The organism is Poriferisphaera sp. WC338 (assembly GCF_050931845.1).
Taxonomy (GTDB): domain Bacteria; phylum Planctomycetota; class Phycisphaerae; order Phycisphaerales; family Phycisphaeraceae; genus Poriferisphaera.
This window is the reverse complement of record NZ_CP194516.1, coordinates 3,128,960-3,146,236: the sequence shown is the minus strand read 5'-3', so window position 1 is coordinate 3,146,236 and position 17,277 is coordinate 3,128,960. Positions and strand designations below refer to the sequence as shown.

The following is a 17,277-nucleotide window of genomic DNA, read 5'->3' as shown; positions in this document are numbered from 1 at the left end:
CTTTAAACGTATAAAAAAGTTTTGCAGTGGCAGGTGGCCAATGGTTTATGCGTTGTCTAATTGGCCGTAGATGATGTTCATGTCTGGTTTTTCGGTACAGTAAAAATGAGCCCAGATGAAGCAGTAGCTGAAGAGCCCGCTGATAAGTGCGGTGGTGGAATAGGCGCACAGTCCGGGGAGGAAGAATATGAGTGCGGCAAATTTGTAAAGAGCATTGTCGGTGTAGTGGTACAGACCGTAACGGGTTGACGGGAAACTTTTGATCGAGCGGTCAAAATGATCGCCACCTGAGATGCGTTTGAACCCGAGGTATTTCAATGCGGAGTAGACCGCATAGGCTACGAGGCAGGTGACGACTACGATCGACAGAATATAGAATGTCAGTGGTAGCATGAAGGTAAAGGCGTTAGCGATCGCAAGGCAGATCAGAGACCAGAGCCGCGCGCAAAAGAGGAGCAGAAAAAGGATAGCAAAGACAGGTTGTGATGCTTTGCCAAGGTATGCGCTGGGCCATTGAAAATGTAATTCGAGCCGCCAATAGAGGGCGACATAAAACTGGTGGATTGCAGGGATCGCCAGTGAGATACATAGCCAGCCAATGGTGGGGATGCCCCAGAGCGAACCTTCTGAGAAACCGGTGACGGGATAGAAAAGCCAAACTCCGACTACGAGTAGTGCCAGTGTGATCAACTGAGCAAACTGATACTTGAATATGTGTTTGAGGGGATGGGTGGTTTTTCCTGTCATACAAAAAATGCTAGGCGTGCAGGCTTAGGGTGGTTGCGCATAAAACAGGTCGTCTTATAAAAAAAGCACGGCAGATTTTTCTGCCATGCCTTCAGGTCAATTTAAAGGGTTAATGCTGAGCCGATAAACGAGCGGCGTTTTAGCCTGCTTCGCGGATTGGCTCATAGCCATCGCAGCTGCTGACAGCGGTGACTTTGAGGTGCAGGTTCTCCATTTCGGGGTTGCCACATTCTTCCACGAGCTCTTCTGGAGCTTCATGGCTGATGCGGATTTGAACAAGTTCATCACCGCCGTGGTGTTCGCCAAAATGGGCGCACATGCCACACATTCCGTTTTCAATTTTCAACATGGCTCTGATCCTTTTTGCAAGTTGTTTTGAACAGGCTGATCGAATTCATTGTGAATACGTGTTGCTGATTTCCACGCCAAGGTACTTCTTCCCCGGGTGGGGCGTCAAAAGTCATTTGTGGCTTGGAAATCCTGCCGCTGGGTTACGTTTCACCTGTGCGGTCATATTGATTATCGTGCAGATATTTCGGTTCTGGATTGAGAATGAAGATCAATTCGGTACTGAAACTGGATCGCAGGATATGGCTGTGAAATGTGGGCTATTTGCTTGTGGGATCAGGTGCGAAATTCGTATGCGTGAACAGGGGGATTCGAGGAATTTCCCTAGGTGCGGATGATCCGGATAGGCAGGGATTGTTGAATTTGCAGGGGGCATGTTGCCGGTTGTGGCAGAGTAGGTATGATACGCCGACTATGCCTGCCAATGTACGAGATATTAAAGGCCGGATGAAGGCCGTTGGGAACATCGAGCGTATCACCAAGACGATGCAGATGATTGCGACTGCGCGTTTTCAGGCGATGCAACGACGTGCCACGGCTGCCCAAGCATACACCCAAAAAATCGGTGAGGTTGTCAGTGAATTGGCTGATAGCGTCGGCGATGATGCCGGCGGCGGGAATCCACTCCTGAAGGCGCCAGAGGAAAAGGCTGGAAAGGTTTGCGTGCTTGTGCTGACCTCCAATCGCGGCCTGTGCGGGGGGTTCAATGCCAGCTTGCTCCGGACTGCGGGCAACTTTCTGAAAGAGCAAGGCGAGGATGGTGTCAGTCTCGAAGTTGTTGGCAAGAAAGGGAACGGATTCTTCAAGTTTGCCGGCCAGAAAATGGATGTGTTCCACGATCAGTTCGAAGCGGACACTCCGACCTTTGAAGAAGTGAACAAAATTGCTGAACGATATATGCATGACTTCACCGCAGGCAATTATGACGCGGTGTATGTTGTTTACATGTCGTTTATCTCCATGGCCCGCCAAGAAGCCAAGGCGATGCAATTGCTCCCAATGGCGAAGCCTAAGGGCAGTGATGACAAAAAGATGCATGCTGAAACGCAATATGACTTCTCGCCTGAGCCGGCGGTGCTGCTCAATGAATTGCTCCCGATTACAGTTAAGACTCGTCTGTTCCAATGTTTCAACGAGACGCTGGTCAGCGAGCAGCTTGCTCGGATGGTGGCGATGAAAGCTGCGACCGATTCGGCTGGCAAGATGAAGAAGTCGCTTGGCCGGCAGTACAACCGTGCTCGTCAGAGTGCGATTACGACCGAGCTAAGCGAGATCATCGGCGGTGCAGCAGCACTGGATGCTTGATCGCGTGAATGACGGTTCAATCTTTAAATGATTGACTTTCCAGCGGTTACGATGCTGGATTTGGAATAAGAAGAATGAGCAAGGGCGGACAACCCAACCCGTGGCGACACTTTCACATGGGGTTGGAGTTCGCTGGTGCGGCGGCGCTGATGACGATCATTGGTTATGTGATCGACAAAAAGTACGGCACCGCACCTTGGGGAGTGCTGATCTGCGGCACGATCGGTTTTGTGGGCGGGCTTTACCTTTTTATTAAGGAAGCATTGCTGGCAAACAAGCAGTCGATGCAGCGGATGAGTGGGCTGACTGGCAAGCCGAGCCTGTATCGGGATCGTGAGCCGGCAGATGGAGATAAAGCAGAAGTCGAGCATCCACAGGAGCTTGGGAGAGCTTCCTCGGATGATTCGAAAGAGGTGGAGGATGATCAGGGAGGTGGGAAGAAGGAAGCTGGGGGGGGTGGGGAAGGAGAGACTGGCGACGCCAGCAGCGAGTACGAAGCCAAACTCGCAGAATGGCTGAAGCAGGAGCAACAGGAAGCGGATAGGCTTTCTGAAGATGAGGGAGAGGATGATGAGGCTGACCATGAGGAAGAGCGTGGTTAGCAAGACGCACGAGGACAGCCCAGCGAAGCGCTCGGCTTAGTAAGAGAGACGTGAACCGGACGTGACAGACAAACAGGCCCACATTCCTCCGTTCCCGGCGATCCGCATCGCGATGAAAATGATCATCGTGATTGTTTTGGGTTGTGCGATCGGTGCAATGGTGACGGTCGGTGTCGGTCATGCGGAGCAGATCATTTTAATGCTGGCGACAGCGGGCTTCTGCCTAGTTGGCTCGCTCATCAGTCTTGAACCCGTGCGGCAAGCAAGCAAAGTCTCTATCGAACGCGTCATGAGCGCCTATCTGCTGGGCATGGTTCTGCGGATCGGTGTGAGCTTCGGCGGGGCATGCTTTCTGGTTTTCGGACAAGGAATGGAAGGCAAGGCGGCTGCGGTCTGGACCACGGTTTGGTACGTGCTGCTGCTTGCGGTTGAAGTGAATTTACTGGTTAAGTTTTTCAATACCGCGACCATTGACCCGACCCGTCGGGCGAGTGCGATGGAGAACTGATGGTGTTTGAAGGATCAATCATGAAGTTGAATATGCTGGCTGTTTCGGACCCATTGGATGCGGTCTTGCCGTACAAATACTTCACCGTGCCGGGCACGGACTTTGCGATCAACAACCAGATGTTGCTGACGTTGCTCGCAGCGGTACTGGTCTTGCTTTGCTTTGGTGCGGCTTCCCGCCGCATCCGAACCCGGGCTGGGCAGGGTACCAGCGGCTATGTAACCAAAGGCCGGTTTGCACAATTGCTCGAAGTCTTCTGCATCTTCATCCGCGAAGAAGTCGCCCGTCCGAACCTTGGCGACATCACCGACAAATACATCAAATACATCTGGTCCGTATTCTTTTTTATCCTCACCATCAACCTGCTCGGTATGGTCCCAATCGGGGTCTTCCTCGCACTGGGGATGGAGTTGATCGAAAAGGTCGGCATTGCTCATTTTGATCCGCACACAATTCATGCGGTTGAAATGTTCAAGGGCAACGCCAACGGCAACATCAACATGACCGCCGCGATGGCGTTGCTGTCCTTCGTGGCGATCATCGGTATCGGCGTGAAAGAGCAGGGCCTCAAGTACTTTGCGCACTTTGCACCGATCCCGTTCAAGCCGATCGGCCTTTTGCCGGTGGCATTGCTGCTCGTCGTCATTGAAGCGATGGGCGTGGTCATCAAGTGTATGGTCCTGGCCATGCGACTCTTCGGCACCATGATGGCCGGCCATCTGGTCCTCGGTGCACTCTTTGGTTTGATCACGACGTTTAGCGCGTTTGCGTTGCCGGTGGGCATCACCGTCATCGTGGGTGCGACGGCGATTTCGCTCTTGGAGCTGTTCTTTGCAATGCTTCAGGCGTTTATCTTCACATTCTTGACCGTGCTATTTATCAGTGCCGGTGCGGTGCATCACGGTGATCACGAACACGATCATGAGTTCGAAGCGCATCACGACAAGGGAATGGAAGGCATCGAAGGCGTGCAACTGTAAGCACGTTTTTGTGATGGGTGAGGGATTGACAATTTGAAGCGAGCCGCGTTGAAGGCAGGATTGATCTTGATCGCGGAAGCAATAGATTTGCCCCGGGTAGCCGGCGCCTAGTTGGGCGTTTTTTGATCGCCGGTACAACAACGTATCTCACAAGGAGATTTATGATGGATAATTTGATGATGATCGCTCAAGCAATGGGCGGCGCAGGTCTGGCAGTGCTGGGTCTTGCAATCGGTATGGGTCTGACAATCATGGGTGCTGCAAAAGGCATCGGCAACATCGGCGGTCACGCTGTTGAGTCGATCGCACGTCAGCCAGAAGCAGCCGGTCCTATCGGCACGAACATGATTATTGCAGCAGCGCTGATCGAAGGTATCGCGGTGATCTCTATGGTCTTCATCGCCTTTATTCTTCCGGGCGTACTCGGCTAAGGAATCATTGCAAGCTGAAGTTGAAAAACGTCAGCTTGTTTTTAAGGCGGGTGGGAAGTTATGGGCCAGAAACCCATGGGATAGAGACCGGCTCGGAATGGGAACTTCCGAGGACGACGCAACGGAAAAAGAGACGTTCAGGTCAGCCTGAAAAAAGGTAGCACTGATGAAGAAGATTACGTTCTATGCGGCACTGATGACCATGGTATTCTGGTTCGGCGGATTCGCTCGCCAAGCCACTACTGTCGATCAGTATAGTTTTGACCTCAGCCCAGCGACCGCTTTTGCCGCGGCGCCTGCCGGTGATGAAGCAGTTGATGCCCATGCCGCACAAATTGAAGAAGACAAGAGTCTGCTCTCATTTGATCCGGGTATCTTGGTTTGGGAATTGGTTTTGTTTCTCGTGCTCTTTGCCGTACTGGCGAAGTTTGTCTGGCCGCCAATACTGAAGGGTCTACAAGATCGCGAGCAGAAAATTGAAGGTGATCTTGCTAACGCAGAGAAAGCTTCCAATGATGCAACCTCGAAGTTGGATGAGTTAAAGGCGCAGCTCGCCGATGCGAACAAGCAAGCACAAGAGATCATTGATGCAAGTCGTGTGGAAGCCCAGAAGCTCGCTGAACAGATCAAGTCGCAAGCTGAGGCAGATACTCAAACTCGCTTGGAACGTGTGGAGTCGGAGATCCGTGGTGCAAAGGAAGCCGCCCTTGCTGAGATTTACGAGCAGACCGCGGCGCTGAGTACCTCGGTGGCGGGTAAGATCCTTCAAAAGGAAATCAGTGCCGATGATCAACGATCGCTGATTGATCAATCACTGGCCGCGTTTAAAGATCGTAATTGATCATTGTGAAATAGATCACCTATCGCAAGTATGACGGTAAGGAATCAATAGATGGCAGTAAAAAAACAAGCAATGACCGATGCGGTGAGTGAAGTATACGCTCAAGCGCTGATTGAGATTGCTGAAGCAAGCGGCGAGCTTGAAACCGTTGCTGCGGAATTGCAGGAGCTTGGTAACTTGCTTGCCAACGATACGGACCTGACGAAGGTGTTGCAGAACCGGGCGCTTTCCGAACGTGAGCGTGGCGGATTCATCGAGCGTGTATTTAAGGATCGTTTCAGCGATTCGGTCTACAAGTTCCTCCGTGTGGTTAACGCGAAGGATCGTCTCGGCAGTCTGCCCGGCATCATCACCGCTTACAGCAACTTGCTGCGTGACAAAAAGAACATTGTGTCTGTGAAGGCATGGGTTGCTCAGGAAATGAATGCTGACGAAGCCGCGACTGTGTCGCGATCTATCGGTGAGTCGCTCGGCGGCAAGACAGTTGAACTCGAACAGGAAGTCGATGCAGATCTCATCGGCGGACTTAAGATCCGCGTCGGTGACAAAATGATTGATGCGAGTGTGGCCAGCCAGCTTCGTTTGATGAAGCAAAAACTGGTTGAAGCTGGTCGTGAACAGGCTCGCCAGAAAGCAGCCACACTCTAACTGACGGATAGACAGAACAGAAACAGCAAGCCCGAGGGTTTGATTGATAACAGCCCCTTTAAGATAGAGGCAGCAATGAAGATTCAAACAGATGAAATTACCGGTGTAATCAAGCAGGAAGTCGAAAACTTCGGTCAGGCGCTCGACGTCGCACAGGTCGGCACTGTGGTCGAAGTTGGCGACGGCATCGCTCGTGTCTATGGCCTCTCCGAAGCCAAGGCCGGCGAGATGCTCGAGTTCGAAATCGGTGGCGGCGAATCCGTCAGCGGTCAGGTCATGAACCTCGAAGAAGACATTGTCGGGGCCGTCATCTTCGGTGACTACCTCAAAGTCTCTGAAGGCATGACCGTGAAGTCGACTGGCGATCTGCTTTCCGTGCCGGTCGGTGAAGGTCTCCTTGGCCGTGTCGTGAACTCACTCGGTGAACCCATCGACGGCAAGGGGCCCGTTCAAGCCACCGAACACCGCAAGGTTGACATCATCGCACCCGGCATTGCTGAACGTCAGCCTGTGACTCAGCCTATGCAGACCGGCATCAAAGCTGTCGACTCGATGATTCCTGTCGGCCGTGGACAGCGCGAACTGATCATTGGTGACCGCAAAACCGGTAAGACCGCTGTTGCGATCGACACCATCATCAATCAGAAAAAATTCGTAGGCACCGAAGACGAGATGATCTGCATCTACGTTGCGGTTGGTCAGAAAGACTCCACCGTTGCAGGCGTGGTCGAACAACTCCGCCAGGAAGGCGCGATGGACTACACCATCGTTGTCAATGCTTCTTCGGCTGAGTCCGCACCGTTGCAGTACATCGCACCGTACTCTGGTACCGCGATGGGCGAATACTTCATGTGGAAGGGTAAGCACGTTCTTTGTGTCTATGACGACCTTTCCAAGCAAGCAACGGCTTATCGTCAATTGTCCTTGTTGCTCAAGCGTCCTCCGGGCCGCGAAGCATACCCCGGTGACGTGTTCTACCTGCACTCCCGTTTGCTCGAACGTGCGACCAAGCTTTCCGATGACAACGGTGGCGGTTCACTGACCGCTCTCCCCGTCATTGAGACGCAAGAAGGCGACGTTTCGGCATACATCCCGACCAACGTGATTTCGATTACGGACGGCCAGATTTACCTCGAGCCTGAACTGTTCTTCGCCGGCGTTCGTCCCGCGATTAACGTCGGTATCTCTGTTTCACGTGTGGGTGGTAACGCTCAGATTAAAGCGATGAAACAGGTGGCCGGCTCGCTTCGTCTTGACCTTGCGGCCTTCCGTGAGCTTGAAGCGTTTGCTCAGCTCGGTACGGACCTTGATAAGGCAACGCAAGCTCAGCTTGACCGTGGTGCTCGTATGGTCGAACTACTCAAGCAGCCGCAATATGTGCCGATGGACGTGATTGATCAGGTGCTGCAAATCTTTGCAGGTTCTAACGGTTTGCTTGATGACCTCGCACTCGATCAGGTTGAGAAATTCACCAGCGACATGGTCGAATACTTCAAGACACAGGCGAGCGATGTGCGCGAAGAACTCGTGGCTGCTCAGCAGGTCAAGGGTCTTGAAGACAAGATCAAGAAGGCCATGCAGAACTTTAAGTCCGGCTGGTCCGCTAAGTAAACCGCCCCCCCCGGAAGTTTTCTTCTGGAAGTGGGCCACATCATGTCCGGCACCGCTTGTGTGGGGATAAAAACGCATTGAATCTTCAAACGCCTTACGAGAGATCGTGAGGCGTTTTTTTATGGGGCCCCTCTCGCCAGCACGTCGGTAGATGATGTCGATGATTGAGATAAGCCGTGTTGTAATATGGGGTGCTAGATGAAAATCGCCACAAAGAAAGTGTTGTATCAGATGGGTGTTATGCCGCGCTTGGAGATAATCCGTCATGCGGTGTCGCGCTCCCGTTGGAGTCGAAAGATCCGTGAGGAGAGGCAGTTTTACAAGCCGTTTGTGAAACGCGGTGACCTGGTGTTCGATGTCGGCGTCAACCGCGGGTTCAAGAGTGTGGTGTTTCGGCAGATGGGCGCGCGCGTGGTGGGGGTGGAGCCGCTCGAAGAATGTGCGGCCGAGCTACGGCAGCGGTTTGATCATGACCCGCATTTCACATTGGAGCAAAAGGCACTCGGCGACAAGGAAGGTGTTGCAGAGATGGGGCGGGCGGAAGTTTCCGCGATGTGCAGCCTTAGTGAGACGTGGCAAGAGTTGGGGCGGACAAGCCGTGACGATGTGATTGAAGTTGCGGTGACAACGATGGATCATCTGATCGCAAAGCATGGCGAGCCTGATTTTTGCAAGCTGGATGTGGAAGGGTATGAGCCAGAAGTGCTAAGCGGATTGAATGTACCGCTCAAGGCGATGTCATTCGAATTTACACCGCATGTTTCGAAGCTGGCGGTGCGCTGCATCGAGCGGATCGAATCGCTCGGCCATTACGAATACAACAAATCACCAATGCACGCCGGCAATATGTGTATGGAACTTGATCGCTGGATTAACGGGAACAAGATGATCGATCTTATGCAGCAGATCGAAGTCGAAGGCGACATGACCGGCGGCGACATCTATGTGCGACGTGTTGCTTAAGTTGACGATATTCTATTGCATGATGTTTTTGGCAGGAATCCATTTCAAGCCGTTGTAAATTCCCATTTGCGAACAACCTTTCCATGATCAATGCAAACTTGCGAAAAATTGCAAGAGATGTCTTCGCGCATGTTACAAATCAACTATCATGGATGCGAATTATGTGTTATTTATTTGATTGAGAGGACTAAAACATGTTAAGTACAGCTGTGACAATGTTTGGGGATTTGGCCATGTTGGCTCAATCCAACAACAATGCTGGCGCTGCAGTGGGTGCGGGTTTTGCAGGCCTATTTATGTGCGTTTTTGCTTTAATCGGTTTACTGATATTCGCGATATGGCTTTGGATGCTGATTGATTGTTGTACCCGTGATTTTGAGGGTAATGAAAAGATCGTTTGGATCTTGGTGATTGTATTTACAGGCATCATTGGGGCATTGGTTTATATGTTTGTTGGGAAGAGTCGCGGGACGAAATCGTAAACTATGCGATGATTGATACGTTTGATAAATAGACGAGGACACCTTACGAGTAATCGTGAGGTGTTTTTTGCATGAAGAAATCTCAAGTATGTCAGGAATGGGGATGAGATTTGGGGATGCCATTAGTTCGCAAGGGTAAGGCCGGGAGAAGCTATCAAAAGAAGATGAAGCCTTATCATGTGGCTTAGATGTTCTGATGCGGTGATCGTATGAGTGCGTGCGGTTTTTATAAATACTTTTTGGCAGGATTCGTTCGATTACTCAAAAACATTTCAGCAGGCGTATGTTACTGCGCCTTTAATTTTGTCCCATCCGGGTAACGCGGATCAATTTGTATACGCATCTAAACAAATAGAAGGTCTTTGGCTTGCCGTGTTAAGTGACTCGGCACTGCTGGTTGCATAGATTGTGATTAGTGGATGCGCTTGAGGTCTAGGTGTTCAGAGCAAAAGTGAACTGGAGATTCAATTTGATGAAAAAGCATTTAACAGGTTTGGTTGGAATAGCGGCCTTTGGACTTATCGCGACAGCGGCTCAAGCGGAAACGTACAGGCCTATTGCCGATGTGATTACTGATGGCACACTCTTTGAAGATGCTTTCAGTTCAAGTGATGATTATGTTGGAACCGCGCGTTCTGTTGGCCATGCGTTTACCATAGGAGATGAAAATCTTACGGTGACGGAATTGTTAAAGGTAACAGACAGCACCGGGGCGAATGAAACGATTGAGCTTTGGGATGTGACCAACAATCAGGTGATCTACTCGTTGGATACGACGGGGACATCGTTTGACTGGGTGACATATGAATTGGATACGCCGATTGAATTGCTTGCAGGCAATCAATACGCGCTTGTATTACACGGGGAAGCCAATACCAATTATCGTGAGGCAGACCTTGAGCCTAGTTCTTTCGGGCCGGATGGGTTTGTGTTTCTTGATGATGCTTTGACGTTTGATTATGGGTTCTCAGATCGAGACGGTTGGACCGGCTTTGGTGGTGATGAAAGCTTCAATTCATCTAATCGTGGATTTGCGGGTGTACTGGATATTGGGATTGATTTTGACGGTGCTGAAAATCCGGTAGCAGTTCCTACTCCGGCAGCTTTTGGCCTAGGTGGTATGTTGCTTGGCTTAATGGGATTACGCCGGAAGCGTGAGTAGTAAAATGATTTTTAACGATCAATGATAGACGTAGAGCATATCGCTTTGCGTCTTTTTTTTGTTGCCAAGCATCTTGTTGGCCGAAGTCAAAGAAATCATTGTACTGATTAAAGATCAGATTTGTACGGGATAGTTATGGGAACTAGGAGTGCTTTTGGTGGTTCGGATGTTGGAAAAATGTAAATAGTTTGTGGCTTACAAGATTGGGGTACATCCGAACCGTTTTTATGCTATGCTGAAAGAACGCGAGAATTTGAAGCCTATATGGGGGTTTAGGCCGGGATTTTTCCGGATATTGGAACAATTTCGCTGAGTGAAATTAACCGAGTAAAACGGTGAAGGCGGTTTCGTCCGCCGCTGGCGAAATGTCCTTGAGGCTTCTACACTGTGGTATGAGAACGCATTTGTTTGGTATTGACGAGAGCACGGACAATGGAAAACGCAGTAATGAATGACACAGCGAAAATTACGCTGCCGGACGGTCAGGTTTTCGAAGCACCTTCAGTGATTGGTTCAGAAAACGAACCTTCAATCGACATCACTAAGATGCGCGGCCAGACCGGTTACATCACACTCGATCCTGGTTATCGCAACACGGGTTCGGTGGCATCTAAGATCACTTTTATCGATGGTGAAAAAGGTATCCTTCGATACCGCGGTATACCCATCGAGGAGATGGCTAAGCACTCGACTTTTGTCGAGACTGCTTTGCTGCTTATCTACGGTGAGCTGCCTACCAAAGAGCAGCTTGCTCGTTTCCGTGAACTGCTGACCATCGAGCAGAATATTCATGAAGGTTTGCGTAACGCCTACGACGGCTTCCCCGCAAATGGTCATCCGATGGCGATTCTTTCAGCGATGATCAACGCGGTGAGTTGCTATCACCCCGACATCATGCAGATGGAAGATGAGTTCAACTTTGAGAAAGCAGCTGCACGTTTGCTCTCCAAAGTTCGTACTGTTGCTGCAGCGGCGTACAAAACATCTATCGGCCAGCGCATCATGTATCCGCGACCCGATCTTTCTTACTGTGCGAACTTCCTGCATATGATGTTCTCCATTCCTCACCAGGAATACTGTCCAGATCCGGACGTGGTTCAAGCGCTCAATCAGATTCTTCTGCTGCACGCGGATCACGAACAGAACTGTTCGACTTCAACCGTCCGCATGGTTGGCAGCTCCGGCGCGAACCTCTTCGCTTCATGTGCTGCTGGCGTGTGTGCTCTTTGGGGCCCGCTCCATGGCGGCGCGAATGTTGCTGTTCTCAAGCAGCTCAATGAAATCCAGAAGAGCGGGGTGGATGTCCACGACTATGTTGAAGACATCAAGAAGAACAAAGGCAAGCTCTTCGGCTTCGGTCACGGTGTATACAAGAACTTCGATCCTCGTGCGAAAATCCTCAAGGAATCTGCAGACAAGGTTCTGCCGAAGCTTGGCGTGAATGATCCACTGCTTGAGATCGCTAAGCGTCTCGAAGAGGCTGCACTTGAGGATGATTACTTCGTCAGCCGTAAGCTGTATCCGAACGTTGACTTCTACAGTGGCATCATCATGCGTGCGATGGGCATCCCAGTGAACATGTTTACTGTCATGTTTGCGATTGGTCGTATGCCTGGATGGATCGCGAACTGGAAAGAAGTCCGTGATCAGAAGAGTAGCATCTACCGTCCACGACAGGTTTATGTCGGTGAGCCAAAGCGTGATTACGTGCCATTGGAGAATCGTGGCTGAATTACATTAGCCAAATGCTAAAACAGGTAAGGGAATCGCCCCGCAGGTCAGTGATCTGCGGGGTTTTTTTATCGGTATGGATAAATTAGGGATGTTTACCAGTTCTATAATGCGGCGTCCACATCCGATCAGACGATGAGATCAGAGTCCGATCGCGCCGGGTCACGATCATAATTGAGCATACGACACGGGAAGGCTTGATGGCACAAAAAGCAGGCATGAAGAAGCGCGGGTTATTCGGCACGTATGTGAATTGGTTACACACCAAGTGGCCGGCCGGTACCGTTGAGAAATTACCAGATGTAGAACCCGATGGAACGACCAATATCCCGGGGTTATACGTGGTTGGCGATCTTACCGGTGTGCCGTTGCTCAAATTTTCTGCAGATTCTGGTGCCCGCACAGTACAGCGCGTACTGGGCGATCCATCGTTTGATAAGCGAAAACAAGACGACGACGTTTACGATCTGATTATTATTGGCGGTGGAGTTAGCGGTTTTAGTGCTGCGGTTGAGGCGAAAAAAGCAGGCTTGAACTTTCTGCTATTTGAAGCTTCTGAAGCTTTTTCGACCATCGTTAATTTTCCTAAGGCTAAGCCGATCTATACCTACCCGACCGAGATGACTCCTGCGGGTGATCTGCAGTTCCATGAGAAATCGAGTGTCAAGGAAGGATTGCTTGAAGATCTGTATGAACAGGTAAACGAGTATGGGGTTGAGCCGGTATATGCACGTGTGGATTATGTGAAGCGCAAGGGTGGGTTGTTTGATGTGCAGATCGCAAAAAGCAACGTGCAACACAAAGCAAAGCGTGGTGCTGAGATCGGGGATAGTGTTAAAGCACACCGTGTGATTGTTGGCATTGGTCGCTCCGGTAATTTCCGCAAGCTCGGTGTCAGCGGTGAAGATCTCGACAAAGTATATAACCGTCTCTATGACCCAAAAGATTTTCGTGGAAAGAATGTGGTTGTGGTAGGTGGCGGTGATAGTGCACTGGAAGGCGCGATTGCGCTCGCGAGAAACGGTGCAAACGTTACGCTCAGTTATCGCAAGCCAGAGTTTAGTCGGCCTAAGCCTGAGAATACTGAACAGATCGAAATGTTGACGGGCAATCCTTCAGCAGATGTTGAAATTGAGCGGCCAAGCAGCGAGCGTGTAACCACTGCTGAAGGTGGGTACATGCATGAGAGTGATGCCACGACGAACTGCCCCGGCTGTGGCAAATCGCTGATGGGTCTGCCGGATGAAGGCAATTGTCCTGATTGCGGCAAGCATTATGTTAAAACGCGCGGTGCGTTACGATTGATGATGGCATCAAAGGTGAAAGAGATTACGGCAGACACAATATCGATCACTGACAGTGATGGTAACGATGAGCAAATTAAAAATGATGCTGTTTTTAGCATGATTGGCCGTGAAGCACCGCTTGAGTTCTTTCGTAAAAGCGGCGTACGCATCCGTGGTGAGTGGGGTGGAATTTACCTCACGCTTATGGTGGCCTTCTTCATCTTCTGTATATGGTTATACCACTGGAAGGGCGGTAAACCGATTCCTGGAATTGGTTATCTAAGCGATATTGGTGCTTGGCTTGAAAGAGCTACCGGCTTTGGTTTTATTCGTATGGTTCTTAGCCCGGAACCCGGCAGTATTATTGAGACACTTGAAAGTTGGTACCACAAGATCTTTGCTGAGAGCGGTATGATGCCGGGGCAGGGCGGAATGATCGATGACATGATGCAGGATCAAATGGGGTTGTTCGGCGTGGTCCGTACGACAGTCGGCGCACCTGCATTCTACTATACACTCGCCTATTCGCTTATTGTCATCATCTTTGGGATCAAACGCATTCGCCGTCGACGTACACCTTATGTGACGGTACAAACTTTATCGTTGATGAGCATTCAGGTATTTCCGTTGTTTATCTTGCCGGAATTGATTCTACCTACGCTTGGACATTACGGTGTATTTGATGGTGGGTTTTTCGGCTGGGTAGCGGATCAACTTTTTCCGCAAGTAGGCTATGGCCATGGACGCGAGTATTGGCGCGCTTATGGATTGATTCTCGCGTGGCCGTTGTTTGTTTATAACTGGTTTACAAACGATCCGCTTTGGGGGTGGCTCATCATTGGTGCATTGCAAACCTTTGTCCTTATCCCGTTGCTTATCAGGCGATGGGGCAAGGGTGCTTACTGCGGTTGGATCTGTTCATGTGGTGCGCTCGCTGAGACACTCGGCGACACGCAACGACAGAAGATGCCGCACGGGCCGTTCTGGAACCGTGTTAATATGATCGGTCAGTTTGTGCTTTGGATCGCATTGCTCATGTTTGGCTTGCGTATTGTGGGGTGGATTTGGCCTACCAGTTGGGCTGGCATATTGTTTGAAGTGATGTTCACCGGCAAAGTGCATTATGAAAATTGGTGGATTGGTTTTAGATGGTTTGGCTATGTTTTGCAAGTGTTCAACTATCAATGGTTCGTAGATCTGCTGCTTGCAGGCGTACTGGGCTATGGCTTGTATTTTATGTACAGCGGTCGAATGTGGTGCCGTTTTGCCTGTCCGCTTGCGGCACTCATGCATGTCTACGCACGTTTCAGCAACTTTCGCATCTTGTCGGAAAAGAAAAAATGTATTTCATGCAATGTCTGTACCAGCGTTTGCCATCAAGGTATCGACATCATGAATTTTGCGAACAAAGGTCTGCCGATGGAGGATCCGGAATGTGTGCGCTGTTCAGCTTGCGTGCAGAGCTGTCCAACCGGAGTACTGACATTTGGCCGAATTGATCGGCGTACCGGGATGGTTATCGGTAAGGATAAGTTGATGGCCTCGCCGGTCCAAATCGTTGAAATGAAAGTTAATGGCAAAACCATGCCATCAAAACTTGAGGGGCTCATGAATCGTTCACGCAGAATCAAACATTAACTAAAGATAGACGATCGGGATAATCATGAAGCATAGCAAGGGTGTATACGGGATATTGTTGGGTAGTCTCGTGGTGATGGGTTTAATGCTTGTGGGTTGTAAGAAGGAACCACCAGCCGAAGCGGATATGTCTGCGCCAGCAGCAGAGGTTGATGAAATGATCATGTTGGATGTAGAGCCGATGCCGGAGACATCTGAACCGATGAATAAGCAAGACATCCCTGAAGTTGGTGCACCATCCGAAATGCCGGATAACGATACGGCTGATGATGATGTGGTAGTTGTTGAGGAAGAAGATGTTGTTGTTGAATTGCCTTTGGTACCAGATGAGGCGGACACAGAATCCGCGCCGATGGCACCGAAAATGGATGACGAAGATCATACTACCGATTCAATGGGTACGACAACACCATCTACGGAGGATACGATCAATCCAGAACAAGATTCAGCTATGAAGGCTGACACAGATAAAGATACCAGCAAAGATACGGATAATGATACTGAGAAAGACGAAGGTAATGAGGCAGGTAAAGATGATAGTAAGATGATTTCAGATACGTCATTGGATGGAACACAAAAAGAAAGTGCTTCTAAAGGAGATGACGGTGCCGCGATGGAGCAGCCTGCTGCAGATCAATCTGGTTCTGAAGAAAAGCCATCCGATACCGCAGCCCAATCTTCTCAATCATCAGATAAGCAAGATAAGGCCGCGAGCGACAGTGATAAGAAGGATGAAGAAGCTGAACCTGTCAAACCTGCTGGAACACAGCCCGTTTCGACTGAATCAAAATCCACAGAATCAACGACAGGTAAAGCGGCTGTACCCGCATCGCAAACAGGTTTAGTTGTGGGTGAGCAGGGGCAAGTGATGTCGGCAACTCAGCCCGCGGAGCAAGAACAATCTTCAACTCATGCAGAAGAGAATGCGGGGCTTGAACCACCGGTGGTAGGGAGTATGAACACGAATGATCAAGGGTTAGATCAAACCGCAACTACAACACCAGATGCTACATCGACAGTGACGGAAACGATTCAAGTTGAAGCAGCGGACCAGCCGGCGATGTCTGTGCCGACGATGGGTGGCGAATGGCCGCATGGCGATGAGAGGGCGCGCGAATTGGTACGTATGGTTGAGCAAAATGCAGGCTTTTCTAGCTGGTATAAACGTGAAGCAATTGAAGGTCGATTGAAAATGGTTTGGGGAGGGAATGAAGGCTTGAAAGGTGTGCTTGCATTCTCGACAGATCTTAGTCTTTCGACGATTGATCTTGATGATGGCACCTTAATGGTATATGACGGTAGTAATGCATGGGTCAGCCCACAAGATATTGAGTTTCCACGTGCACGTTTTCATTTGTTGACTTGGCCATATTTTATTGCGGTGCAGTTTAAACTCAGTGACCCCGGTGTGAACGTGCAGTATATGGGTGAAACGCTTTGGCGAGATGGCAAGAAGTTGCCCGCGTTCCGCATGACCTTTGGTGACGGCATCGGCGACACACCCGAGGATTGGTACATTGTGTATGTTGATCCAGTCGGCCGTGCGGTGGCAGGAATGAGTTATATCGTGACTTATGGAACGAGTGTGGCAGAAGCGCAAAAAACGATTCATGCAATTGTCTATGATGACTATGCGCGTGTTGGTGGAGTAGCCGTACCGCACCGTATGAGCTTTTATGATTGGACGCCAACTGAAGGTGTGAAAGGTGAGAAGCTTGGAGAAGTCACGTTTATGGGAGCGAAGTTCATATCACCAGATAAAGATTATTTCGTGAGGCCTGACAGTGCTCGTCAAGATATGCTCCCTAAATCATCGCCATAAGGGAAATCAAACGTTTGGTTGCGAAGCCGACTCATGTAGTCGGCTTTTTTTTATATCTACGACTTGTATATCTGCAATGTAGTGGGGGGTGATAGATATGGTTTGGTAGGTAACCGTTCGTTATGATGAAGTCCTGCTTGTAGCGGTTTTGAGATCAAAAAAAGTGTGATGC

16 protein-coding genes are annotated in these 17,277 nt (G+C 50.2%); 14 read left to right on the top strand and 2 right to left on the bottom strand.

Features of this window, described 5'->3' with window-relative positions; translation table 11 throughout:
- Nucleotides 1-45 precede the first annotated feature (45 nt).
- A complete protein-coding gene (locus tag ACQ6WK_RS12965; RefSeq protein WP_432797803.1) occupies nt 46-747 on the bottom strand; it encodes a hypothetical protein in 702 nt (233 codons plus the stop codon).
- A gap of 139 nt (nt 748-886) precedes the next feature.
- Nucleotides 887-1,096 carry a hypothetical protein gene (locus tag ACQ6WK_RS12960; RefSeq protein ID WP_432797802.1) on the bottom strand — a complete coding sequence of 70 codons (210 nt, stop codon included), beginning with the start codon at nt 1,094-1,096 and terminating at the stop codon, nt 887-889.
- A 413-nt stretch (nt 1,097-1,509) separates the two neighbouring features.
- Here ACQ6WK_RS12960 and atpG point away from each other — a divergent pair, with 413 nt between their 5' ends.
- The 14 genes from atpG to ACQ6WK_RS12890 all read left to right on the top strand — a co-directional run bounded on the left by atpG (nt 1,510) and on the right by ACQ6WK_RS12890 (nt 17,105).
- Complete coding sequence (atpG, locus tag ACQ6WK_RS12955) at nt 1,510-2,400, top strand: ATP synthase F1 subunit gamma (RefSeq protein WP_432797801.1); 891 nt, start codon at nt 1,510-1,512, stop codon at nt 2,398-2,400.
- A gap of 74 nt (nt 2,401-2,474) precedes the next feature.
- Entirely contained in the window at nt 2,475-3,002 is a 528-nt protein-coding gene (locus ACQ6WK_RS12950) for an AtpZ/AtpI family protein (RefSeq protein WP_432797800.1), read from the top strand.
- Between the two features lie 61 nt (nt 3,003-3,063).
- Nucleotides 3,064-3,510: a hypothetical protein gene (locus tag ACQ6WK_RS12945; RefSeq protein WP_432797799.1), complete on the top strand. Its 447-nt coding sequence runs from the start codon at nt 3,064-3,066 to the stop codon at nt 3,508-3,510.
- 20 nt (nt 3,511-3,530) lie between these two features.
- A complete protein-coding gene (gene atpB / locus ACQ6WK_RS12940; RefSeq protein WP_432797798.1) occupies nt 3,531-4,490 on the top strand; it encodes a F0F1 ATP synthase subunit A in 960 nt (319 codons plus the stop codon).
- Nucleotides 4,491-4,651: 161 nt separating this feature from the next.
- Nucleotides 4,652-4,921 carry an ATP synthase F0 subunit C gene (gene atpE / locus ACQ6WK_RS12935; RefSeq protein WP_432797797.1) on the top strand — a complete coding sequence of 90 codons (270 nt, stop codon included), beginning with the start codon at nt 4,652-4,654 and terminating at the stop codon, nt 4,919-4,921.
- Between the two features lie 166 nt (nt 4,922-5,087).
- Nucleotides 5,088-5,762, top strand: coding sequence for a F0F1 ATP synthase subunit B (gene atpF, locus ACQ6WK_RS12930; protein WP_432797796.1), 675 nt, complete (start codon nt 5,088-5,090; stop codon nt 5,760-5,762).
- A 51-nt stretch (nt 5,763-5,813) separates the two neighbouring features.
- Complete coding sequence (atpH, locus tag ACQ6WK_RS12925; protein WP_432797795.1) at nt 5,814-6,410, top strand: ATP synthase F1 subunit delta; 597 nt, start codon at nt 5,814-5,816, stop codon at nt 6,408-6,410.
- Nucleotides 6,411-6,485: 75 nt separating this feature from the next.
- Complete coding sequence (atpA, locus tag ACQ6WK_RS12920; RefSeq protein ID WP_432797794.1) at nt 6,486-8,021, top strand: F0F1 ATP synthase subunit alpha; 1,536 nt, start codon at nt 6,486-6,488, stop codon at nt 8,019-8,021.
- 198 nt (nt 8,022-8,219) lie between these two features.
- Entirely contained in the window at nt 8,220-8,984 is a 765-nt protein-coding gene (locus ACQ6WK_RS12915; protein WP_432797793.1) for an FkbM family methyltransferase, read from the top strand.
- A gap of 194 nt (nt 8,985-9,178) precedes the next feature.
- Complete coding sequence (locus tag ACQ6WK_RS12910; RefSeq protein ID WP_432797792.1) at nt 9,179-9,466, top strand: PLDc N-terminal domain-containing protein; 288 nt, start codon at nt 9,179-9,181, stop codon at nt 9,464-9,466.
- A gap of 472 nt (nt 9,467-9,938) precedes the next feature.
- Complete coding sequence (locus ACQ6WK_RS12905; RefSeq protein ID WP_432797791.1) at nt 9,939-10,628, top strand: hypothetical protein; 690 nt, start codon at nt 9,939-9,941, stop codon at nt 10,626-10,628.
- A 447-nt stretch (nt 10,629-11,075) separates the two neighbouring features.
- Complete coding sequence (locus ACQ6WK_RS12900; RefSeq protein ID WP_432797790.1) at nt 11,076-12,359, top strand: citrate synthase; 1,284 nt, start codon at nt 11,076-11,078, stop codon at nt 12,357-12,359.
- 200 nt (nt 12,360-12,559) lie between these two features.
- Nucleotides 12,560-15,283, top strand: a complete 2,724-nt coding sequence (locus tag ACQ6WK_RS12895) for an NAD(P)-binding domain-containing protein (protein WP_432797789.1) — start codon at nt 12,560-12,562, stop codon at nt 15,281-15,283.
- A gap of 25 nt (nt 15,284-15,308) precedes the next feature.
- Nucleotides 15,309-17,105, top strand: coding sequence for a hypothetical protein (locus ACQ6WK_RS12890; RefSeq protein ID WP_432797788.1), 1,797 nt, complete (start codon nt 15,309-15,311; stop codon nt 17,103-17,105).
- Nucleotides 17,106-17,277: the final 172 nt, after the last annotated feature.